This is a genomic window from Achromobacter sp. Bel, assembly GCF_012928505.1.
Lineage (GTDB): Bacteria > Pseudomonadota > Gammaproteobacteria > Burkholderiales > Burkholderiaceae_B > Achromobacter.
In genome coordinates this window covers 1-21,596 of sequence record NZ_JABBJN010000070.1, presented here as the reverse complement: position 1 = coordinate 21,596, position 21,596 = coordinate 1, and the positions used below count along the sequence as shown (strand labels likewise).

Sequence of the window (21,596 nt, the reverse complement as noted above, 5' to 3'; positions counted from 1 at the left end):
GTGTGTTGAAGCGGATGATTCTGGCGACCGCCTTGTCGCTGGGCCTGGCCGGGGCGACGCAGGCCGCGCCCAATTGGCCGAATGTGCCTTACAGCTATTACGCCCGCGAAGAGAGCCTGCAGACCCTGCTGCGCGAGTTCGCCAGCGGTTTCAGCCTGTCCCTGCAACTGGGGCCGAACGTCACGGGCACCGTGAACGGGAAGTTCAACGCCAACACGCCGACCGAGTTCATGGACCGGCTGGGCGGCGTCTACGGGTTCAACTGGTTCGTGTATGCGGGCACGCTGTTCGTCAGCCGCACGAACGACATGAAGACGCGTTCGGTCAGCGCCATGGGCAGTTCGATCAGCGCCTTGCGCCAGGCCTTGCAGCAGCTGGGCATCCTGGACCCGCGCTTCGGCTGGGGTGAGCTGCCCGACCAGGGCATCGCGCTGGTGTCCGGGCCGCCGGGGTATGTGGACCTGGTGGAGCGCACCGTGGCCGCGTTGCCGATGGGGGCGGGCGGCCAGCAGGTGGCGGTGTTCCGCCTGAAGCATGCGTCCGTCAATGACCGTACGATCAGCTACCGCGACCAGAAGGTAGTGACGCCCGGCCTGTCGACCGTGTTGCGGAATCTGATCACGGGCGGCGGCGGCGGCAACAACAATGAAACGTTGTCGGCGATTGCCGCGCCGTTGCGCGACAACCCACCGGCGTTCCCGCAGGTGACCGGGGACGTGGCCGGCGGCGGCGTCCCGGCTGCCGGCACGGGCAGCCCGCCGGCCGCCGCGCCCGCCGGCAAGCAAGGGCTGCGCCTGCGCGAACCGACGGTGCAGGCCGACGCGCGCTTGAACGCGATCATCGTCCAGGACATCCCCGACCGTATTCCAATCTACCGCAGCCTGATCGAACAACTGGACCTGCCGAGCACGCTGGTCGAGATCGAAGCGATGATCGTCGACGTGAACTCGGATCTTGTGAACGAGCTGGGCGTGACCTGGGGCGCACGCGCGGGCTCCACCAGTTTCGGCTACGGCAACCTGGCCCTCGGCCCCAGCGGCGGCCTGCCTTTGGAAAGCGGCGCCGCGTTGTCGCCGGGCACGATCGGCGTCAGTGTCGGCACCAACCTGGTGGCAAGGTTGCGGGCATTGCAGACCAAGGGGCAGGCCAACATCCTGTCGCAGCCGTCGATCCTGACGGCCGACAACCTGGGCGCGATGATCGACCTGTCCGATACCTTCTATATCCAGACGCGCGGCGAACGCGTGGCGACGGTCACGCCTGTGACAGTGGGCACGTCGCTGCGGGTGACGCCGCGCCATATCGAGTCCAAGGACGGCGCGCGCGTCGAGCTGACCGTGGATATCGAAGACGGCCGCATCCAGGAAGAACGCCAGATCGACAACCTGCCTACCGTGCGCAAGAGCAACATCAGCACGCTGGCGGTGGTGGGCGACGACCAGACGCTGCTGATCGGGGGCTACAACAGCAGCCAGAATTCGGAGCAGGTGGACAAGGTGCCGTTCCTGGGAGACATCCCGGGCCTGGGCATCCTGTTCTCGAACAAGTCCAAGACGGTGCAGCGGCGCGAACGTCTGTTCTTGATCCGGCCGCGCGTGGTGGCGATCAACGGCGAAGTCGTGGCCGGGCCCGGCGCAAGGGATCGAGACGCTGTCGCCGGTGCGGCGTTGAACGCGACCTGGGGCGAGGACACGCCGATGTCGGCCGGCCAGTACCTGGACCTGGCGCAAAGCCAGCGCACCCGGATCCAATTCGGACCCAATGTGGACATGCGCCGCGGCGGCGGTCCGGTGCGCGTATCGGATTGGATGCAGCACATGCCCGCGCAGGGCGCGACGGCCGTGCCGGTGTTGCAGGGCAAGTCCAGCGCGACGCAGGGGCCGGTCATCCAGATCGAGCCGGTGGCGGCGCCCGGGACGGGTAGGGCGCCTTGAGGCGAAGGGGGGCTTGCGGCGGGAAGGTCCGCCGCGGCTCAATCGTCCAGGCGCAGACCCTTCTGGGCCATTTTTTCGCGCAGGGCGGTGCGCGCGCGGGACAGGCGGCTGCGCACCGTGCCGATCGGCACGGTCAGCAGCGCGGCGGCTTCTTCGTAGGAGATGTCGTCCAGCCCCACCATCAACAGGATGTCGCGCATGTTTTCCGGCAGTTCGTCCAGCGACTCCTGCAGCAGCGCCATCATCTGGTTCTGCTCCACGATCCGCTCGGGGGACAGGTCGGCGGACGGATGGTCTTCCAGCACGCTGTCGCTGACGAAATCGTGGCGGCGCTCGGGAGCGCGGGACAGATAGTTGCGGACCAGGTTCAGCGCAATGCCGTACAGCCAGGACGATAGCTGGGATTCACCGCGGAAGCTTCCATAGGAACGCGCCGCTTCCACAAACGCCTGCTGCGCCAGGTCTTCGGCCTCGCTGGTGTTGCCGATGTGCTTGACGATGAAGCGTTGCAGCCGGGTGGAGTGCTCGCGCACCAGGTCGCGCAGCAGATACTCGTCGCCCGTGTCCCAACCCCGCGCTTCGCCGTCAGCGCGAAGAGGCGGCATGTCCGCTTCCGGGGAAGCAGTCGTGCAATCGCTGGGGTTTGTCATGGGAAGGGAAAAGAAACGTGTATTAAGCTACAAGTTACTACCGAGCTTTGGATTATCGCAGCTTAACCGTGTCACGATATTTCCAAAATGGGAATATCAGCTCAAAAGTTCGCGTTTCTTTGTCAGATATGTAAAAACACGTAAATAGCGTGCTGAATATTCCGCGTGGCGGAAATCAACCCGCTTTAAGCAGATCGCGCAGCCAGGACGCCGCCGTGCCCAGGGCGATCGGGCTTTGCCCGGCCTGGGCGGCGTCATCGAAGCGGGCCTGCATGGCCTGGTCGATCGCGGCGCGGCGGTTGGCGTCCATGCTGGACGGCGCAATGCCCGCGTCGGCGCAGGCTTGCTGGAAGGCGGGGGCGCCGGTGACGGCCGAGGTGGCCAGGCGGGTCAGGAAGTCCACGCCCGACAGGGCATGGCTGGAAGTCTCCGCCATATCGATGGCGGTGGCGACCGCGCGCGCCGACAGAGGCTTGCCGGGGTTGGGTTCGAGGCCCAGTTCGCGCGAGACCGCACTGGCGATGCCCTGGCCGTAATTGCGCGCCAGCGCCTCGGTGAACATGGCGGTCGTATCGACATTCGGTGCCACCCACGCGACACTGCGGCCGCTGGGCGTCGTGCCCATTCCGAGGACTTGCAATTGTTCGCCCGCGATCTCGACGTAAACGTCCTGACCGCTCTCGGCCGCCTTCGCGAAGGCGTCCAGAGAGATAAAAGGCGACGATGGGGTAACCGATGAAATAGTCATGCAGCCAACAAATTCGGCGTGTCCGATATCGGGCCCGTGGGAGGTCTGACAGCCCCTGTGCGTAAGTAACGCGACCCGGCGATTAGTTCCACGCTTGTTTCATCCCCGTTCCGGGCGTGCCCAAGGTGGCCCCAGGGGACGCCCGCTACCGGGGCACAGCCGCCATTTTATGCCATTGCCCGCGGACGTCGGCCCTTATTGGGTTTCATAGACCTCGTCGGCCGCCAGCAGGATGTCCACGGGCGGATCGAACCCGATGACGCGCGCGGTTTCCAGGTTCAGCGCGATCTTGGCGGGATCGATCCACACCTGGCTCAGTTCACGCGGTTTGGCGCCGTTGAAAATCCGCGCCATGGTCTCGGCGTAGAACAACCCGACATACGAGTAGTCCGCCTGGGCCAGGCTCAGCAGCAAGCCGTGCTTGACCTCCTCGGAGCCCAGCATTGAAAAGCTGGGCACGCGGGCCTGGCGCAAGATTTCGGCCAGCGTGTCGACCGACGCGGGCGTGATGCCGCGGTGCACTGTCACGTAGGCGGCGTCCACCTGCTTGGCCAGCCGCGCATAGCATTCCATCGCATTGCGCGTGGCGGCTTCCGGGGCGATGCCGTTGGACGGGGCGTTACAGGTCACCACCTCGAAGCCCTGTTCGCGCGCCACTTGTTCCACCGCCTCCACCGCGCTATAGGTGCGACCTTCGGGGCTGTCCTCGTAGACCAGCCCCAGCCGCTTGAACGGCACGATCTCGTGGAACAGCCGCACCTGGCGCTGATAGCGTTCGGGCTGGACCCGCGCGTGCAGGTTGTCCAGACCGCTGTCTTGCGCGGATCTGGTGATGCGCGCGCCGACGGCATCGCTGGTGGAGGCCACGATCGTCGGCACGGGCGCGCCCATGCCCGCCATGTCCTGGCCGGCCCAGGTGCCCATGGCGATGATCAGGTCGATGTCTTTCCGGGTGGCCAGCCGGTCCTTGATGGCTTCGCGCACGACGGGCCGTTGCGCGGCGTCGAAATTGCCGGGCCGCCACCAGGCGTCGCGAACGAACTCCAGCGTATCGCTGCGCGCGTTGTCGGCAAGGAATTCCCACATCTGCTGGCCGTTCAACCCATCGGGCATCGGCGGCAATGTGATCCAGCCCAGCTTTTGCAGGCCGTCCACGGTCACGCGCAGCGTGCGCGGATATTCGCTGTAGTCGCCGCTTTCGAAATAGCCGATGCGCCATTTCTTGCCGTCCGGGCGGGTGACGGGCTTGGTTGGGAATACTTGCGGGGTGGCCGCGGCGGCGCCTGCCACCGCCGGCTGGGCGTGGCTTGCGGAAGGCGCCGACAGGAGGGGCGCCAGCAGGGTCAGCGACAGCAGAAAGGAGTGCAGCGTTTTCTTCATGGGCGGCGGATCACAATCAATGTGATGTCATCGGATTGCTCCGCGCCGTCGGCGAAGGCCTGCACGTCTTCAAGCAGACGCTTGGCCAGGTTGGCCGAGGGGACGGGGGGGTTGGACAGCACGGCCAAGAGGCGGGGGTCGCCATACTGGGCATTGTTCGGATTGACGGCTTCGGTGACGCCGTCGGTGTAGCCCACCAGCATTTCACCCGGCGCCAGCACCGTGGAAAGGCAGCGGTACTCCAGGTCTTCCTGCACGCCGCAGGCCGGTCCGCTGCGGCCCTGCAGCAGCCGCACCACGCCGTCCGCGCCGATGACCGCGGGCGGCAGATGGCCGGCATTCGCCCATTGCAGTTCACCCGTCGTCATGTCCAGCACGCCGACCAGCAGCGTCACGAACATCATGTTGGGGTTGTTTTCCGACAGGCGGTTGTTGATCTTCTGCATCATCAGCGCCGGGTCCATCTCGTCTTCGGCGGTGGCACGGATCAGCGTGCGGGTGACTGCCATGAACAGGGCGGCGGGCACGCCCTTGTCGGACACGTCGCCAATTGCCAGGCACAGGCGGCCGTCGGGCAAGGTGAAATAGTCGTACAGGTCGCCGCCCACTTCTTTCGCCGGCAGCATCACGGCGGCCAGATCCACCTGCTCGCGCGTGCTGGCGGATAGCGGCACGGGCAGCAGTCCCAGCTGGATCGCGCGGGCGATGTTGAGTTCGCTTTCGAAGCGTTCGCGGGCGGTGGTCTCGCGCATCAGGCGCGCGATGTTCTCGCGCAGCTTCTGGTCCATGAACAGGAACGACGCGGCCAGCCGGCCCACTTCGTCCTTGTGCTTGTCGGGCAGCGCCTTGATGCGCGCGGGCACGCTGGGAGCGGCCGTCAGGTCCTGCTCGGGCAACTGGCGCGCATAGTGCGTCAGTGTTTCCAGCGGCCGGACGATGCGCGCTGCCACCAGCCAGGCGCAGACCAGCGCCACCAGCATCATGCCCACGAAAATCAGCGCCTGGCGGTTCAGCAGTTCCTGCGCGGGCGCGGTCAGGTCGCTTTCCGGCACCGCCGCCACCAACGTCCAGCCCAGCGCGGCAAAGCGCGCGCTGTCGATCTGCCAGGGGCCGCCGCCGCCGTTGAACAACAGGCTTTGCAGCTTGCCGCCCGCGTCCTGCCTGGCCAGCAGGGCGCGCAGCGTCTCGCCTTGCGGGTTCTTGGCGTCCAGCAGGCTGGCCTGGTGTTCCGGCAGCGGCACGATCATGCGGCCGTCGTCGCCGGCGATGAAGATGAAGCCGGACTGGGCCAACGTCATCTTCGACAGCGTGGCGCGCACGGAATGTTCCATCTGTTCGCGGCGCGTCTGCATCTGCTCGATGACGTCCTGCGCGCTGTCGGTGATGGCGAATACCCAGTTCCAGGGACGGAAATAGCCAAAATACGCATAGCGCGTTTCGCTGTCTTCGCGCTGCGCCGAAGGCGGCCAGCGATAGATGGCGAAGCCATAGCCGGACGTGCGGCTCTCGTCGTACAGCGCTTGCGCAAGTGGGCGGTTCTTGAAATCGGAAAGCCCGGACAGGTCGCGGTCGATCATGTCCGGGTTGCCGCTGGCCAGCACCTGGAAGTCGGCGTCGTAGACGAAGGCGTAACGCCGGTCGCCCAGATTCAACCGATTGATCCAGGCCCGCGCCATGCCTTTGGCGGCGCCGGGCGTCATGATGCCGCGCTCGGCCAGGTCGGCGTAGGCATTCAGCGCCGAACCCACGACCGTGCCGGTCTGCATCAATTGGCGACGGCCATTGCGCACGGTGGAAATCTTGTCCGACAGCAGCGCGCCCCAACGGGCTTCGGCGTCGCGCAGCACCAGTTCCATGACGTTGCTGACCGCGTGGCGTTCGCTGTTCATCACAGTGCGCGTGACGTTGTGTTGCGACGTCAGCATCACGAACGCGGCCACCGCCAGGAGAAGCGCTACGACGAGTAGAAAAATCTTGCTACGTAGCGAACGGAACGGCATGGGGGCGATGGGCGGCTGGGACGATGAAGGCGTGAAATAAGATGCAATTTGCATTAATTGTAAATACCATTAGTGCCCGTGTGTAAATACTTTGCGGTGTTCTGGCCCCATGCGTAGCGAACCGATACAAATAGTGCTGGAGAGCCTGAGACGCCGCCCCGTCCTGGAAGTCACGCTGGCTTGCTTGGCTGTGCTGCTGCTGGCGCAGGCGTTGATCGGCGCGCTGAGCTTGTCCGCGCTGAATCGGCTGGTGGTGGACACCACCGCCGATCGGGTGGAAGTCATTGCGCGGCGCGTGGCCGGAAACATCGAAAACGGGCTGCGCCTGGGCAAGCCGCTGGAACAGTACTTCGGCTTGAGCGAAAACCTGCGCGACAGCGTGTCGGGGTCGCGCGACCTGCGCGGCGCGGCGGTACTGCTGGCCGACGGGCAGCGCCTGGCATCGCAGGGCGACGTGCCCGCCGACGCGGCCACGCTGGCGCGCGATCTGGAGGCGGGCGGTAGCCGAACAGCGGGTTTTTCGCGGCGCGCGTCCGGCGCCTTGATGGCCGTGGCGGACGGCAACGTCACCGTAGCCGTGCCGTTGACCGTCGCGGGCGGCAAGGTGGCGGGCGCCGTTGTACTGGCCGTGGCCAAGGATGGTGAAGCCAGCCGCAGGCTCATCGTCGACAACCTGCAAGTGCTGCTGACAGTGACGGTGCTGGTCGGCCTGGGGCTGGCAGCCGTCTTCAAATACCTGGTTCCGCTGACGTCGCTGGCGGCCGGCGGCCGCGCCCGGTTCGTGGTGCCACTGCTGGCCTTGATGCTGGCGCAGGGCGTTTACGCGGCCTACACCATCTCGACGTTTCGCAGCGGTTGGCTGGAAGTCACGCGCAATAACGTCGGCCTGCTGGCGGAAGGATTGCAGCGCGACCTGAACCGTGTGCTGGGCTATGGCTTGACCTTGGACCGCCTGCGCGGCGTGGATGCGCCGTTCTCGCGGTTGGCCGCGACGTTTCCCGCCGTGGCGCAGATTGAACTGGTCGACCGCGACGGCCGCGTACTGGCGCGCGCGGATGCGCGCGGCGCGATGGACGTCGCGGGGTTGCCCGCGCAAGCCCCCCAGGCCGGCGACTTGACGCTGGTGCTGCCGCTGGGGGCCGCGCGGCCCGACCCGAAGGCGCAGGGCGATTTGGTGCTGCGGTTGTCCGACACCGTGATCGCGGCGGGCGTGCGGGGCCGGGCGCTGGATGCGGTGACCGTCGTGGCGGTGGCGCTGGTGGCGGCGATCGAGATGCTGTTGTTGCTGGCGTTGCTGATGAACCGCGCATTCTCCGCGCGCGCCGTGATGCCGGACGGCACGCGGATGGGGCCCGACGACGAATCCGAAATCGGCCGCATCGCGCGGCCCGTGATGTTCGGCTTCCTGTTCGCGTGGGCGCTGCCGCTGGGCTTTCTGCCCTTGTATGCGCGCAGCTTGCCTTCGGCCGGCCTGGACTTGCCCGCCAATCTGCTGCTGGCGCTGCCGATCTCCGTGGAGATGGGGTGCGGCCTGCTGACCTCGCTGCTGGCGGGCCGGCTGACCGACCGCAAAGGCTGGCAAGTGCCGGTGCTGGCGGGCTTGGCCGTGTCGTGCGCCGGCATGCTGGCGTGCGCCGCCGCCGGCAACCTGCTGATGTTCAGCGCCGCGCGCGGGCTGGTCGGCCTGGGATACGGACTGACCTGGATGGGCCTGCAGGGATTCATCGTCACGCGCAGCCCCGCGCGCTATCGCGGCCGCAACATGACCGGCGTGATCGCGGGCTTGTTCGCGGGCCACCTGTCGGGCGCCGCAGTGGGAGCGATGCTGATGGAACAGGTGGGTTTCCGCGCGGTGTTCGGCGTGGGCGCGGCCATGTTGATTCTGCCGCTGGCCGGCGTGCTGATCCTGATGCGACCCTACATGGATGCCGGCCGGCAGGTGGTGGGCCAGGCGGCGGTGCGTGCGCGTGCGCATCTGTCGGACACGCTGCGCCTGCTGTTCACGCGGGACTTCGGCCTGCTGCTGCTGGGCAGCGTCATTCCGTTTTCGATCGCGCAGGTGGGCCTGTTGTCGTTCGCCCTGCCGCTGTATCTGGAGGCCGAAGGCGTGGCCGCGTCCAGCATCGGCCGCGTGCTGATGATCTACGGCCTGTGCGTGATCTACCTGGGTCCGCTGATGGGTCGCCTGGTGGACCGCAGCCGCATCAAGAAGGGATGGATCGTGCTGGGCGGTCTGGTGGGCAGCGTGGGCATGCTGGGCCTGTACTTCAACAGCGGCCTGCTCGCGGCGGCCGCCGCCGTGTTGCTGCTGGCGTTGGCCAGCTGCTTCTCGGGCGCATCGCAATCGCCCTACATGCTGGCGCTGCCGGATGTGCAGCGTTATGGCGCGGCCGGGGCCACCAGCGTCATGCGTGCGGCCGACAAGCTGGGGCAGATGGCGGGGCCGCTGGTCGTGGGCGCCATGTTCGGGGCGGCGGGAATGGGCGCCGGACTGGCGGCGACGGGTGTGATCTACCTGTGCGCCACGATGCTGTTCCTGCTGTTCGCGCCGGCGCGGCCGCGCGAAGACGCCGCATAACGGTTCCGTGACCGGCAGCGCCGGCGGATGGTCCGTCTTGTCCTGACGGCCCCGCGCCATCTACGGCGCGCGCCCCAGGCCGGCGGATGCGACGGGCACGCGTGCGCTCAGGCCCGTCAGCAACTCCGCGGCGATGGTCCCGGCGGACGCCGCGACTTCCTCCACCGGCAACGCGGCGGTTCCCCATAGCGTGACTGGCGAGCCGATGCCCGCGTGCGGCACGGGGCCCAGGTCCACCGCCATCATGTCCATCGATACGCGGCCCAGCAGACGCGTGCGCACGCCGTCGACGATCACGGGCGTGCCCGTCGGCGCGTGCCGCGGATAACCGTCGGCGTAGCCGCACGTGACGATGCCCACGTCCATCGCGGCGGGTACCTGGTAGGCGCCGCTATAACCTACGCCAGCGCCCGCCTGCACGCGCTGCACGCCCACGATCTGCGAATGCAGCGACATCGCCGGCCGCAAGTCCAACTGTGCCGCGCTCCGGTCGGTGAAGGGGCTTGCGCCGTAGAGCGCCAGGCCCGGGCGCACCCATTGTGTCTCGGCCGCCATGGCGGTGTGGCGCAGCAGCGCCGCGGAATTGCTGGTGGACACCGGCCCCGGCAAGCCGGCGATGACGTCACGGAACCACGCGTCGGCGCGGCTTGCGCCATCGTGTTCGTCGGCGCGGGCGTAGTGGTTCAGATGTCCTACTTCGCCGATCAGGCCGCGCGCCGACAGCGCTTGCGCCGCCTGGTGCGCGGAACGGTAATCCTCGGCGGAAAAGCCGGTGTGGTGGATATCGCCGGCAAACCGCAGCCACACGGCGGGGCGCGCGGCAGCTGGCGCATGCGCCAGCCAGTCCAGCTGTGCCGCGTGGGTGATGACCAGATGCAATCCCGGCGTATCCAGCAACAGCGCGTCGGCCGGCGAATACAGCCCGCCGTAGACCAGGAGCGGACCGCTCCAGCCCATCCGGCGGCAGGCGCGCGCCTCGTCCAGGTGCAGCACCGCCAGCCCATCGGCACCTTGCAGCGCGGGCAGGATGCGCGCCAGGCCGTGGCCATAGGCGTCGGCTTTCACCGTGGCCCACAGCCTTGGCGCGTTCGCGCCGCCGGGCAAGCTCGCGCGCAGGCGCGCAAGGTTGTGGGCTACGGCGTCCGCGTCGACGCGGGCGTGCAGGGGGCGGCTGAGCAATCCTTCTGGATGGTAGGGGGCGTTCACGGGCGGCATCTTCACGGGGCCTTCGCGCGAAACGGCGCGAAGTCTATGCATGAGTGACAACTGCGCCGATTTTGTTCGGTACTTTCTGTCTATCGAGTATAGGGGATCGATAGGATGTGCTTGCCGGTGGCGGCGCGGCGCGCGATGGCCGCGCGTTGAGGCCGGCCGTCAGGCGGCGCGGATGACCAGCGTCAGGCGATTCCTGTCGTCGCGGCGTTCGTAGCGCAGGTCTTGCAGGTAATGCAGCATCAGGCGCACGCCATGGCCGCCGATCGTCGCATCGTCCAGCGATTCCGCCAGCGGGGGCGGCGGGACTTTCGTCGGATCGTGCGGCCTGCCGTTGTCGACAATTTCAAGCGTTACCCACTCGGCTTCCTGATGGCAGATCAGCGTGACCGAAGGCGGCGATCCCGCCTTGGCCGGATCGTCGAAGGCATACGACACGATGTTCGTCAGCGCTTCGTCCAGGCTCAGCGTCAGGCCGAAACTCAGTTTCGGCGACCAAGCGTCGCGTTCGGCGATTTCCTCCAGCCATTGCGTGGCGCCGGCAACGGCGTGGGCGTCCGGAACGAGGTCAAGCGTATCGGGCTGAGGGGGCATGGTCGCCTTGCGTTCAGTGGTACACGTGCAGGCGCAAGTATGCACGATTGCGGGCTCGGCGCGAACTGCCGGGATCGGACGCAAAGACGGCGCGGCGATGTCCGGCCTTGGGCGCCGGGGCAAGGCTCGCGTATCATCTTGCCATCGCGCCGCCGCCCTCATGCGCAGGGACCGGGGCGCCGGTCATTTATCGGGAACCCTATGAATCTCGCAACAGAGAAAGTCGGCGAAGTGCTGGTCGTCTCGCCCGAAGGCCAGATCAACAGCGCCAACGCCGGCGGCATCGAAGCCGATCTGCTGGCGCACGTGGAAAAGGGCGAAAGCCGTTTCGTGCTGGATCTGGCCAATCTGAACTACATCTCCAGCGCGGGCTTGCGCGTGGTGCTGGTCCTGGCCAAGCGCCTGAAGCAGAACGCGGGTGCGCTGGTGCTGTGCGAGATGCAGCCGCATGTGCGCGAAGTCTTCGACATCAGCGGTTTCCTGGCGATCCTGACGGTGGTGGATTCGCGCCAGGACGCCGTGGCCAAAGTCGCGTAAGGGGCAAGCCATGGCCAAGATCACGATCGATTTCGTGTCCGACGTCGCTTGCCCGTGGTGCGCGGTGGGCCTGGGAGGGCTGTTGGAAGCGATGCGCCGGCTGGAAGGCACGGTAGACGTCGAGCTGCATTTCCGGCCATTTGAATTGAACCCCGACATGCCCGCCGGCGGCCAGAACACCATCGAACGCCTGATGGCGAAGTACGGCTACGACCGCGAGCGCGTGCAGGCGAACCGCAAGGTCATCAGCGAGCGGGCCGCCGCCGTCGGCATGCCCATGCGCATGGACGAGGACAACCGGTCCTTCAATACTTTCGATGCGCATCGGCTGATCCACTGGGCCGGCCTGCAAGGCCAGGCGCAGCAGATCGCGCTGAAGAAAAGCCTGCTGCAGACCTATCACTATCAGAACCACGACACCAGCAACGCGGACGTGCTGGCAGATGCCGTGCGCGACGCCGGCCTGGACGAGGCCGCCGCGCGCGACGTGCTGGCATCCGGCCGTTATGCCGACGAGGTGCGCGCCGAAGAGGAAGAATGGCGCAAGCTTGGCATCACGTCGGTGCCCTCGGTGATCATCAACGGCGAATACCTGGTGTCGGGCGGGCAGCCGCCGGACACGTTCGAGCAGGCCTTGCGCCAGGTCGCCGGGGAGAGCAAGCCGGCGGAAAGCTAGCCAACTGGCGGCTGGTCGTCGCTTGAGGGCCGACCGCAGGCCCGCCCTCACACGCCGCGTCACGCATGGACGATCGCCGCGACGTCCAGCACGTACATCTGACGTTCGCCTTCATGCACGGAGTCGATGCAGACCTGCGTGCCGTCGCGGCTCCAGCGCGGATGCAGGTCGCAGCGGTTCTCCTTGGATAGCCCCGGGTCCGCGTAGAAGCTGCCCAGCGCGTGGCGCCGGTCGGTCTGCATGTCGTAGATGAACAGGATGCGTTCGTGCGTGGCGGCATCTGGATAGGTGTCGCTCAACAGCCAGCGCGGATCGGTGGGCGAGAAGCTCATGTGCCCGTTTTCCGTCAACACGTCTTTGCCCACGATTTGCACGCGGCCATTCGGCGCGTCTTCGTACAGGTGGTAGTGGATGCTGCCGGCATGCGGGCCCCACACGATGATGGAATGGTCGTCGCGCCAAAGCGGATGGGAAATCTGATATTCGGATTTCTCGTAGTCGAAGGTGCCGACGGCGGTGGGATCGAAATCGTCCGCCAGTTGCGGCAGGGGATGATCGGAACACTCCAGCAGCCGCATGTCGCTGCCGTCCGCGTTCATGGTGATGAGCCGGTGCAGGAAGCACGTCTCGTCTTCCACGCGTTCGGTCCACCGATGCAGGAACAGGATGCGTGACGACGACGGGTTCACTTCGATGTGGCTGACCCAGTGGATGGCGCGTTCCATCGAGGCGCGCGGGTGGAAGTTGCTCAGGTCGGCATAGCTGACCAGCAGCCGGTGCGCGCCGGTGGCCAGATCCAGCGTGTGGATGCCGTCGTCGGCCGGCGCACGCGCGACTTCGACAGGTGCATTGTCGCTATAGCCAATGGTCTGGTGCGTAATGTAGAGCCTGCGGTAGTCCACGCACAGCGCGTAGCGGCTGTTCGGCGCGGCGACGTAGATGGGTAGCGGCAGATAGCGCGTTTGGCCGCTGACCACGTCGTGGACCGCCGAGCGCAAGCCGGGATAGAAGCCGCTGTCGTCGTCGCTTCGGCAGTTGTAGATCAGTTGCGGCGAGGCCGCGCCATCCAGCCATTGCAGTTGGCAGCCCATCTGCCAGTTCCAGGCGGTGGTGGCGCCCACCACATGATAGCGGTCGCCGTCCTCGCGGTCGAAGTAGCCCACCTCGGCGCGTAGCGCCGGCGTCAGCACCGCGTCCATCATCGGCGTGCGGTTGCCCAGCACGTAGCGGCCGTCGCGGTGCCAGACGGTCTTGTTGTAGTAGCCGAAGAAGTGGTGGTGCGGGCGCGCGCCTAAACGGTGGCACGGGATGGGCGTGGCGATCATGCGATTCATGGATGGCAGTCGTGGGGAAGGGGAGGAGCAGGAAAGGCGCGCGGCGGTGGCCCGGCGCGCACCGGCGTCAGCCGGCGGTGATATGTTCGGTTTCGATGACCTTGTTCCAGCGTGCCCGTTCGCGCTCGACGAACGCGCGGGCCTCGTCGGGGCGATTGCCCACGGGCGTCATGCCCAGCTTCTCCAGCCCGGCGCGGAATGCCGGGTCGGCATACACGCGGCGCAGGTCGGCGCTGATCTTTTCGATCAGGGCGTCCGGGACGTCGCGGCTGGCCGCCAGCGTGGTCCAGGAGGTGACCGTCAGGCCCGGCAGCCCCGCTTCGGCGGCGGTGGGCACATCGGGCAGCGCGGGCGAACGCGTGGCGCCGGTGATCGCCAGGGCCTTGAGCTTGTTGGCCTGGATGTAGCCGATGGTCGTGGGCACGTTCTCGAAGAGCAGTTCGATCTGCCCGCCCAGCAGGTCGTTGGTGGCGGCGGAGCTGCCGCGATACGGAATGTGGACCATGGGGGCCTGCGCGGCCATCTTGTAGAGCTCGCCCACCATATGCACGGACGAACCGACGCCGGCCGAACCGAAGTGGATCGTCTCCGGTTTGGCACGGGCCAGGGCGGTGAGTTCGGCCAGCGTGTTGGCCGGCAGCCCTGGCGTAGCGACCACGACGTGGGGCATTTCGGCCACGATGGTGATCAGCTTCAAGTCCTGGGCGGGCCGGTAGTTCAGCGACTTGTACACGCCATAGGTGGCATGCAGGCCGATGGAGCCCAGCAGCAGGGTGTAGCCGTCCGGCCCGGAGTCCGCCACGAACTTGCCGCCGATGTGGCCGCCCGCGCCAGGGCGGTTTTCCACGACGACGGATTGGCCATACAGCTTGCCCAGGTGTTCGGCCAGCAGGCGGCCTTGAATGTCGGAACTGCCCCCGGCGGTGAAGGGCACGACGATGCGGATCGGCCGGTCGGGGTAGTTGGCTTGCGCGTGGGCGGCCAGCGGCAGTGCTGCGCCCGCCAGGGCGAGGCACAGGGCGCGTAGCGCACGGCGCCAGGGACGGTTTGGACTCATGGTGTTTCCCCTATCGGATCGATGTCGTGGCGGACGCGTCTGATGGCGTCCTTGGAAAACCGAGTGTAGGAGGGGTCATGTATTTGAAAAAATTCTTTTTTAGTCATAGGCTATGCAAGATTGCTATACATTAAGCGCCTATGAGCCGGCCCCTGAACTTTCGCCAGATTGAAGCCTTTCGCGCCGTGATGCTGACCGGCACCACTACGGGCGCCGCGCAGATGCTGCGCACCACGCAGCCGTCCGTCAGCCGCCTGCTGGCGCAGGCGCAGCAGGCTTGCGGCGTGACACTGTTCGATCTGGAGCGGGGGCGCCTGCGTCCCACGCGCGAGGCGAAGGACCTGTTCGATACGGTCAAGCGCCACTTCGCGGGCCTGGAGCGCATCGAGGACCGGGTGGCGGCGATGCGCCGCAGCGGCACCGGCGTGCTGCGGCTGGCGTGCACGCCGGCGCTGGGCCTGGGCGTGATGCCCGCTGCGCTGGAAGCCTTCCTGCAGCAGTATCCCGATGTGCACATCAACATGCAGACCGTCGGCAGCCAGTACCTGCGCGAAGGCCTGCTGCACGGCACTTACGACGTGGTCATCACCACGGCGGAGCTGGACGACGCGAACCTGTCGCTGCGTCAGTTACACCGCAGTTCGGCGGTGTGCGTCATGCGGCCTGACCACACGCTGGCGCGGCAGGAATCGGTCGATATCGGCGACTTGAACGCGCGTCGGCTGCTGGTGTTGAATGCGGATGATGACGTGCACCAGCAATTGCGCGGTGCCATGCGGGCGCGCGCCGTGCAGCCTCAGGGGGAAATCGAAACCACCTATTCGTCGACGATCTGCGCGTTGGCCGCGGCCGGCAGCGGCGTGGGTGTGGTCAACGCCTATATCGCGCGGGTGTTCTCCGGCCAGCTGGCGATACGGCCGTTCACGCCGCGCCTGCCCGTGCAGGTCAGCATGGCGTATCCGGCGCAGATCGCGCCCTCGGACGTGACTGAGGCGTTCGCCCAAATCCTGGAAGCGCGTTTTGCGGCGTGGGACGTTGAGACCGGCCCCCACGCTGGGACGTCGAGGCCGGCGGGATGAACCGGGGGCTGGGTCCTAGCCCTTGCGGTTCTCGTAAGACGTATCCAGCACGTCGTCTTCGGGCGTAATGACGCCGGGGTCGCCCGGCTCTTCGATCGCGCGTCCGCGGCGCGGCATGCCGGCGACCACCTTGCTCTGGTCCGGCATGGGCATGATGCCCGTGCCTTTGCGGGGGTCGATGGCTTGCGGTTTTTCCTCGCTGGCGGCGGGCTTTTCGGTGACGGTTTCAGGGGCGGTCTTCAACATGTCGGTGACTCCGCGTAAGCGGCGCGTCCCAGGATGGCGACGCGCCTGGATGTACGTTTTATCTTAGGCCGCCGTGCGGGCGTTGCGGCGGATCGCGCTGTCACGTTTGCAAGGGGCTGTTGCAGGGACGGAACCTTATAATTCGGTTCGCGCGGCGCGTGCGCCGATTGCGCGCGCGGCCTGTCCTCCTTTTCCTTTTCCTGCTCCCACGCTCAACTTGACCGAATCCGTCGAACGCTCCGTCCATGCCGAACTCGTCGCCGTGCTTGTCGCGGTGACCCATGGCGAACCGCGCGTGCTGACGACGGACGATGCGCGGGCCTTGCCGGCCGGGCCGTTTGAACTGTCCCACCGGTCGCTGCAGGCGGGCCTGCGCGCGTGGGTGGAAACGCAAACGCATCATCCGCTGGGCTATGTGGAACAGCTCTACACCTTCGCCGACGGCGACCGCTCCGACGAGTCCGGCGCGCGGGTCATGTCGGTCAGCTATCTGGGCCTGACCCGCGAGGCGGGAGAGACCGGGGTGGCGCAGGTGGGCTGGCAGGACTGGTACCGCTATTTCCCGTGGGAAGACCGCCGCGCCGGCACGCCGGCGCTGGTCGAAGAACAGATCGTGCCGCAGCTGGCCGCCTGGTGCGAAGACAGCGCCGATGCCGCCGTGCGCGCGCGCCGCCATCAGCGCGCCGCCATCACGTTCGGGCTGGAAGGCGCCGCCTGGAACGAAGATATGGTGCTGCAACGCTACGAATTGCTGTTCGAAGCGGGGCTGGTGCCCGAAGCCGCGCGGCGCGGCGGCGGCCGCGCGGTGTTGCCGGGCGAACCGATGCGGCATGACCATCGCCGCATCCTGGCCACGGGCATCGCCCGGCTGCGCGCCAAGATCAAGTACCGCCCCGTGGTGTTCGAATTGATGCCGGCGCAATTCACGTTGCTGCAATTGCAGTTGGCCGTCGAAGCGCTGGCCGGCCGGGGGCTGCACAAGCAGAATTTCCGCCGCCTGATCGAGCAGCAGGCGCTGGTGGAGGAAACGGGCGAGATGGCGACCGGCACCGCCGGCCGGCCGGCCAAGCTGTTCCGCTTCCGTCGCGACGTGCTGCTCGAGCGGGCAATCGCCGGCAGCAAATTGCCGTTGTCGCGTGCGCTTTGACGCTTGACAAGGCTTATGCTCGTCTTTAGCATAAGTGGTGCGCAATCTCTGCGCGCCTTTTTTTAACTCACAAATACTCAAAATGAGCATTAAAGCCGAAGCGCCTGTGACCGCCTCCCGCCTGGCTGTCCCCCCCTTGCCGGACGTCATGCTGGAGCCGCTGGTGCGCGCGGCCTTGCTGGAAGACCTGGGCCACGCGGGCGATCTCACCACCGACGCCATCGTGCCGGCGGACGCCGTCGCCGAAACCCGCCTGGTCTCCCGGCAGGAAGGCGTGCTGGCCGGACTGGACCTGGCGCGCCTGGCGTTTCGCGCAATGGATCCGGCCATCGCGTTCACCGTATCGCAGCCCGACGGCAGCGATTTGCGGCCGGGCATGGAAATCGCCCGGATACGCGGCAACGCCCGCGCCATGCTTACCGCCGAGCGCGTGGCGCTGAACTTCCTGTGCCACTTGAGCGGCGTGGCCACGGCGACTGCTTCCATCGCCCGCGCCATCTCGGCCCATGGCGCCCGCGTCACCTGCACGCGCAAGACAATGCCGGGCCTGCGCGCCGTGCAGAAGTACGCGGTGCGCGTGGGCGGAGGCAGCAATCACCGCTTCGGTTTGGATGATGCGGTCCTGATCAAGGACAACCACATCGCGCTGGCGGGCGATGTGGCCACGGCCGTGCAGCGCGCTCGCGCCGGCGTCGGCCACATGGTCAAGATCGAACTCGAAGTGGACACCCTGGCGCAGTTGGAAGTGGCGCTGTCGCTGGGCGTGGACGTGGTGCTGCTGGACAACATGGGCCTGGACGACCTGCGGCGCGCCGTCGCCATGGCGCGAGGCCGCGCCATCACGGAAGCGTCGGGCCGCATCACGCCGGAAACGGCCGCCGAGGTGGCGGCGACCGGCGTCGACCAGATCGCCGTCGGCTGGTTGACCCACAGCGCCAAGGTGCTGGACATCGGCCTGGACGCCTGAGTCCTTCCGCCGGCCTCGCCGGCTTCTTACGACACGGCGCGCCGGCAGGCGCGGCCGCGGCGCTTATAGGCCCGCATCATGAAACGTTTCTTTCGATCTTCCCTCCCGCTGCTTGCTCTGTCGCTGGCGGCGTGCGGCAACTCGCCTTCCGGCGACGCCCCTGGCGACGCGGCTTATCCCGCGCATCCCATTACCATCGTCGTGACGTTTCCGCCGGGCGGCGGCACCGACCTGCTGGCGCGCCGCATCGGCGCCAGCCTGCAAGAGCAGTTGGGCCAGCCGGTGGTGGTGGAAAACCGCCCGGGAGCCAGCGGCAACATCGGTGCTCGCATCGTCGCCGAAGCGCCGCCCGACGGCTACACGCTGCTGATGGTGAACAGCTCGTTCGCGATCAACCCCGGGGTCTACCGGAACCTGGGATTCGTACCCAAACGGGACTTTTCGGCGGTGATCAATGTGGCCTTCGTGCCGTCCGTTTTCGTGGTGCCGTCGACCTCGCCGCTGCACACACTGGATGACGCGCTGGCCGCGGCGCAGGCGGCCAAGCCGCTGCCGTTTGCCTCTTGCGGCAATGGCACGCCACAGCATCTGGCGGGCGAGATGCTGGCCCGCGCCACCGGCGCGGCGTTGCAACACGTGCCGTACAAGGGGTGCGGCCCCGCCTTGACCGACGTGACCGCGGGGCAGGTGGGCATGGGCGTCGTGACGGCGTCCAGCGCCGCGCCGTTGATCGCCGCGGGCAAGCTGCGCGCATTGGCCGTGACGTCGCCGGCGCGCTCTCCGCTGATGCCGACCGTGCCGACCGTGGCCGAGCAGGGCGTCGCGGGCTATGCGCTGGACCAGTGGCACGGCTTGCTGACGCCGGCCGCCACGCCGCCGGCGGTGGTCGACAAGCTGAACGCCGCGGTGTCGAAGATCGTTCGCAGTCCGGATGTGCAGGCGTCGCTGCGCGAACAGGGTTTCACCCCGGCCAGCAGCACGCCGCGCGAATTCCAGAAGATGATCAATGCCGATATCGACCGCTACACGGCGTTGACCGAATCGATCGGACTGCGGGCGGACTGAGCCGGCAGGGCGCCCAGGGCCGGTTACGCGACAGCTGTCTTGGCGTGCTGCTCCAGCTGTTCCTTCAGCCCGGGGGCCAGCTTGAGCTGGCGCGCCAGTTCGTCCAGGTAGGCGCGTTCCATATAGCTTTCCTCGTCCACGACGAGCAGGCTGGCCAAATACATTTCGGCGGCCATTTCCGGCGTCTTGGCCGATTGCGCCACGGCCGCCGGGTCGAGCGGGCGCGACAGCTCGGTTTCCAGCCAGCGGCGGTCCTGGGCGTCGGACGACAGCTTGGCCAGTTCGGTTTCCAGCAAGGTGCGCTCTTCGGGGCCGATGTGGCCGTCCGACTTGGCCGCGCCGATCATGGCGGTCAGCACGGCGGTGCTGTGCTGCTCGGCTTCGGGGGCGGGCAGGCGGTCCAGCGTCTGCGGCGGCGTGGCCGGCGCGCCGCCTGCCTGGTTGCGCTGCCAATCGCCATAGGCGCGGTAGGCTAGCGCGCCAAGCGCCGCCATGCCGCCGTACATGGCGACTTTGCCGCCGATCTTGCGGGCTTTCTTGCTGCCCATCAGCAGCCCCAGGGCGCCCGCGCCCAGCGCGCCGCCGCCCAGTCCGGTCAGGAACGAACCCTTGCCGCCGCCCGAGCCGCCCGTCGCGCCTTGAACGCGGCTGGTGGCGTCGGAAAGCAGGCCTTGTCCCGATTGAAGCAATTGATCAAGAAGTTGTCTGGCGCTCATGTGGCCCTCTTTTGTCGGTGCGTGAATGCGGATAGGGATATCCGACCGGCCGCACCGCAATAAGTTCAGGTTTCCGTCAGTAAGCAGATGCCGCGGCAAATGCTACAAGGGGGGATGGGGCGTCCGCGCCGGAACGCCCGTCCAGAGGAGATCCGACCCATGAGCATCCGCATCCGTCAGAATGCGCCGAACACGCTGCAGTTCACCGCCACGGCCGAAGGCCACGACTTGCCGCTGGCGATGCCGCAGCCCCAGGGCGAAGGCCCGGATCCGCACGACTATTTCGACACAGCGCTGGGCGGCTGCAAGGCGATGACGCTGATGGTCTATGCGCAGCGCAAGGAATTGCCGCTGGAGTCGGTGGGGGTGGAAGTGGTGCGCGACGCTGGCGAGGAACGCAAGGGTATCTACCGGCTGACAGCCAAGCTGACCTTGCACGGCGAGCTGTCCGATGCCCAGATCGATGAATTGCTGGCGGTGGCCGAGAAGTGCCCGATCCACAAGCTGATGACGGCGGTGGACGTGCAGGTGTCCACGCTGGTGGTGCGGCCGGCCTGATCATGGCCGGCCGGGCGGGGCGTCTTGCCCCGCCTTGGCAGGCAGGTCAGTCTTCCATGCCCGGGACGACGGTCGAGAAGCCGGCGTCCACATGCGTGATTTCGCCGGTGACGCCGGCAGCCAGGTCGGACAGCATGAACGCGGCCACGTTGCCCACGTCGTCGATGGTGACGTTGCGGCGCAGCGGCGCCTGGGCTTCCACGAACTTCAGGATGGCCGAGAAGTCCTTGATGCCGCTGGCGGCCAGGGTCTTGATGGGGCCGGCCGAAATGCCGTTGGCGCGGATGCCACGCGGGCCCAGCGCCGTGGCCAGGTAGCGCACGCTGGCTTCCAGCGAGGCCTTGGCCAGGCCCATCGTGTTGTAGTTGGGCACGACGCGTTCGGCGCCCAGGTACGTCAGGGTCAGGACCGACGCGTTGCGGCCTTCCATCAGCGGCAGCGCGGCCTTGGCCATGGCGGCGAAGCTGTAGGCAGAGATGTCGTGGGCGATGCGGAAACCTTCGCGCGACAGGCCGTCCAGGAAGTTGCCGGCGATCGCTTCGCGCGGGGCGAAGCCGATGGAGTGGACCAGGCCGTCCAGGCCGTCCCAGTGCTGGGCCAGCTCGGTGAAGGCGCCTTCGATCTGGCTGTCTTCGGCCACGTCGCAAGGCAGCACGATCTTGCTGCCGAATTCGGCGGCGAATTCGCTTACGCGGTCTTTGAAGCGGTCGCCCACATAGGTGAACGCCAGTTCGGCGCCTTGCTGGTGACAGGCGCGCGCAATGCCGTAGGCGATGGATCGGTTCGAAAGCACCCCGGTGACGAGAATGCGCTTGCCGGCGAGAAAGCCCATGTTTTTTCCTTTGATTCCTACCTGCTGAAGACCGCTTATTTTAAGGATTTCGGCGGTTTCGCGTACTTGAAAAAACGGCGCCCGAGGGGGCGCCGTGCTGTCGGGTCCGGCGGCCGGGGTCAGCCGCGGGCGTTGGTGCCCGGCACGCGTATCGGCGCGCCCACCTTCAGGGCGCTGCCCTTCAGGTTGTTCAGCGCGCGCAGTGCGTCGACCGAGGTGCCGTACTGCTTGGCCAGCGAGAACAGGGTGTCGCCCTGGCGGACCTTGTGCGTGCGCACGTTCGGAC

21 protein-coding genes are annotated in these 21,596 nt (G+C 67.1%); 9 read left to right on the top strand and 12 right to left on the bottom strand.

Translation table 11 applies throughout. The features are described from left to right. Window positions 1–14 precede the first annotated feature (14 nt). Window positions 15–1,934, top strand: coding sequence for a type III secretion system outer membrane ring subunit SctC (gene sctC, locus HG262_RS27685; protein WP_169274075.1), 1,920 nt, complete (start codon window positions 15–17; stop codon window positions 1,932–1,934). A gap of 38 nt (window positions 1,935–1,972) precedes the next feature. Here the strand turns inward: sctC and HG262_RS27680 are convergent, their stop codons facing one another. The 4 genes from HG262_RS27680 to HG262_RS27665 form a co-directional block, all read right to left on the bottom strand. Continuing rightward, window positions 1,973–2,539, bottom strand: a complete 567-nt coding sequence (locus HG262_RS27680) for an RNA polymerase sigma factor (protein WP_169274062.1) — start codon at window positions 2,537–2,539, stop codon at window positions 1,973–1,975. A 220-nt stretch (window positions 2,540–2,759) separates the two neighbouring features. Further along, on the bottom strand, window positions 2,760–3,332 hold the full coding sequence (locus HG262_RS27675; RefSeq protein ID WP_169274061.1) for a hypothetical protein: 573 nt from the start codon (window positions 3,330–3,332) through the stop codon (window positions 2,760–2,762). 195 nt (window positions 3,333–3,527) lie between these two features. Further along, the gene (locus HG262_RS27670; protein WP_169274060.1) at window positions 3,528–4,712 is read right to left on the bottom strand and encodes an ABC transporter substrate binding protein; all 1,185 of its coding nucleotides are present in this window, start codon (window positions 4,710–4,712) and stop codon (window positions 3,528–3,530) included. After that, entirely contained in the window at window positions 4,709–6,712 is a 2,004-nt protein-coding gene (locus tag HG262_RS27665; RefSeq protein WP_169274074.1) for a SpoIIE family protein phosphatase, read from the bottom strand. Before HG262_RS27665 ends, HG262_RS27670 begins: the two co-directional genes overlap by 4 nt. A gap of 109 nt (window positions 6,713–6,821) precedes the next feature. Here HG262_RS27665 and HG262_RS27660 point away from each other — a divergent pair, with 109 nt between their 5' ends. Then, window positions 6,822–9,290 carry an MFS transporter gene (locus HG262_RS27660; protein WP_169274059.1) on the top strand — a complete coding sequence of 823 codons (2,469 nt, stop codon included), beginning with the start codon at window positions 6,822–6,824 and terminating at the stop codon, window positions 9,288–9,290. Window positions 9,291–9,350: 60 nt separating this feature from the next. On the opposite strand, the gene alr is transcribed toward HG262_RS27660, so the two are convergent. Further along, window positions 9,351–10,505 (bottom strand): alanine racemase, encoded by a 1,155-nt coding sequence (gene alr, locus HG262_RS27655; protein WP_169274073.1) that lies wholly within the window; start codon window positions 10,503–10,505, stop codon window positions 9,351–9,353. Between the two features lie 159 nt (window positions 10,506–10,664). After that, complete coding sequence (locus tag HG262_RS27650) at window positions 10,665–11,096, bottom strand: ATP-binding protein (RefSeq protein ID WP_169274058.1); 432 nt, start codon at window positions 11,094–11,096, stop codon at window positions 10,665–10,667. A gap of 201 nt (window positions 11,097–11,297) precedes the next feature. Between HG262_RS27650 and HG262_RS27645 the strand changes: the two genes are divergently transcribed. Both HG262_RS27645 and HG262_RS27640 read left to right on the top strand, forming a co-directional pair. Continuing rightward, the gene (locus tag HG262_RS27645) at window positions 11,298–11,633 is read left to right on the top strand and encodes an STAS domain-containing protein (protein ID WP_169274057.1); all 336 of its coding nucleotides are present in this window, start codon (window positions 11,298–11,300) and stop codon (window positions 11,631–11,633) included. A 10-nt stretch (window positions 11,634–11,643) separates the two neighbouring features. Continuing rightward, window positions 11,644–12,309 (top strand): DsbA family oxidoreductase, encoded by a 666-nt coding sequence (locus HG262_RS27640; protein ID WP_169274056.1) that lies wholly within the window; start codon window positions 11,644–11,646, stop codon window positions 12,307–12,309. A 59-nt stretch (window positions 12,310–12,368) separates the two neighbouring features. Here the strand turns inward: HG262_RS27640 and HG262_RS27635 are convergent, their stop codons facing one another. Both HG262_RS27635 and HG262_RS27630 read right to left on the bottom strand, forming a co-directional pair. Continuing rightward, window positions 12,369–13,643, bottom strand: coding sequence for a hypothetical protein (locus HG262_RS27635; protein WP_169274055.1), 1,275 nt, complete (start codon window positions 13,641–13,643; stop codon window positions 12,369–12,371). A gap of 67 nt (window positions 13,644–13,710) precedes the next feature. Next, window positions 13,711–14,700, bottom strand: a complete 990-nt coding sequence (locus HG262_RS27630) for a tripartite tricarboxylate transporter substrate binding protein (RefSeq protein WP_169274054.1) — start codon at window positions 14,698–14,700, stop codon at window positions 13,711–13,713. 140 nt (window positions 14,701–14,840) lie between these two features. Here HG262_RS27630 and HG262_RS27625 point away from each other — a divergent pair, with 140 nt between their 5' ends. After that, window positions 14,841–15,779: a LysR family transcriptional regulator gene (locus HG262_RS27625; RefSeq protein ID WP_169274053.1), complete on the top strand. Its 939-nt coding sequence runs from the start codon at window positions 14,841–14,843 to the stop codon at window positions 15,777–15,779. A gap of 15 nt (window positions 15,780–15,794) precedes the next feature. On the opposite strand, the gene HG262_RS27620 is transcribed toward HG262_RS27625, so the two are convergent. After that, the gene (locus HG262_RS27620; protein ID WP_169274052.1) at window positions 15,795–16,025 is read right to left on the bottom strand and encodes a hypothetical protein; all 231 of its coding nucleotides are present in this window, start codon (window positions 16,023–16,025) and stop codon (window positions 15,795–15,797) included. A gap of 217 nt (window positions 16,026–16,242) precedes the next feature. Here HG262_RS27620 and HG262_RS27615 point away from each other — a divergent pair, with 217 nt between their 5' ends. The 3 genes from HG262_RS27615 (at window position 16,243) to HG262_RS27605 (ending at window position 19,204) form a co-directional block, all read left to right on the top strand. After that, window positions 16,243–17,172, top strand: coding sequence for a hypothetical protein (locus HG262_RS27615; protein ID WP_169274051.1), 930 nt, complete (start codon window positions 16,243–16,245; stop codon window positions 17,170–17,172). An 82-nt stretch (window positions 17,173–17,254) separates the two neighbouring features. Then, a complete protein-coding gene (nadC, locus tag HG262_RS27610) occupies window positions 17,255–18,139 on the top strand; it encodes a carboxylating nicotinate-nucleotide diphosphorylase (RefSeq protein WP_169274050.1) in 885 nt (294 codons plus the stop codon). Window positions 18,140–18,217: 78 nt separating this feature from the next. After that, on the top strand, window positions 18,218–19,204 hold the full coding sequence (locus HG262_RS27605) for a tripartite tricarboxylate transporter substrate binding protein (protein ID WP_169274049.1): 987 nt from the start codon (window positions 18,218–18,220) through the stop codon (window positions 19,202–19,204). 23 nt (window positions 19,205–19,227) lie between these two features. Here HG262_RS27605 and HG262_RS27600 read toward each other — a convergent pair whose 3' ends face one another. After that, a complete protein-coding gene (locus tag HG262_RS27600; protein WP_169274048.1) occupies window positions 19,228–19,920 on the bottom strand; it encodes a tellurite resistance TerB family protein in 693 nt (230 codons plus the stop codon). 159 nt (window positions 19,921–20,079) lie between these two features. Between HG262_RS27600 and HG262_RS27595 the strand changes: the two genes are divergently transcribed. Further along, on the top strand, window positions 20,080–20,478 hold the full coding sequence (locus tag HG262_RS27595; RefSeq protein ID WP_169274047.1) for an OsmC family protein: 399 nt from the start codon (window positions 20,080–20,082) through the stop codon (window positions 20,476–20,478). A 46-nt stretch (window positions 20,479–20,524) separates the two neighbouring features. On the opposite strand, the gene fabI is transcribed toward HG262_RS27595, so the two are convergent. Together fabI and HG262_RS27585 are read right to left on the bottom strand one after the other, a co-directional pair. Beyond that, window positions 20,525–21,310 carry an enoyl-ACP reductase FabI gene (gene fabI, locus HG262_RS27590; RefSeq protein ID WP_006225936.1) on the bottom strand — a complete coding sequence of 262 codons (786 nt, stop codon included), beginning with the start codon at window positions 21,308–21,310 and terminating at the stop codon, window positions 20,525–20,527. Between the two features lie 119 nt (window positions 21,311–21,429). Then, window positions 21,430–21,596 (bottom strand): LysM peptidoglycan-binding domain-containing protein (locus HG262_RS27585; protein WP_169274046.1); only part of this gene is annotated, 167 nt, incomplete at its 5' end.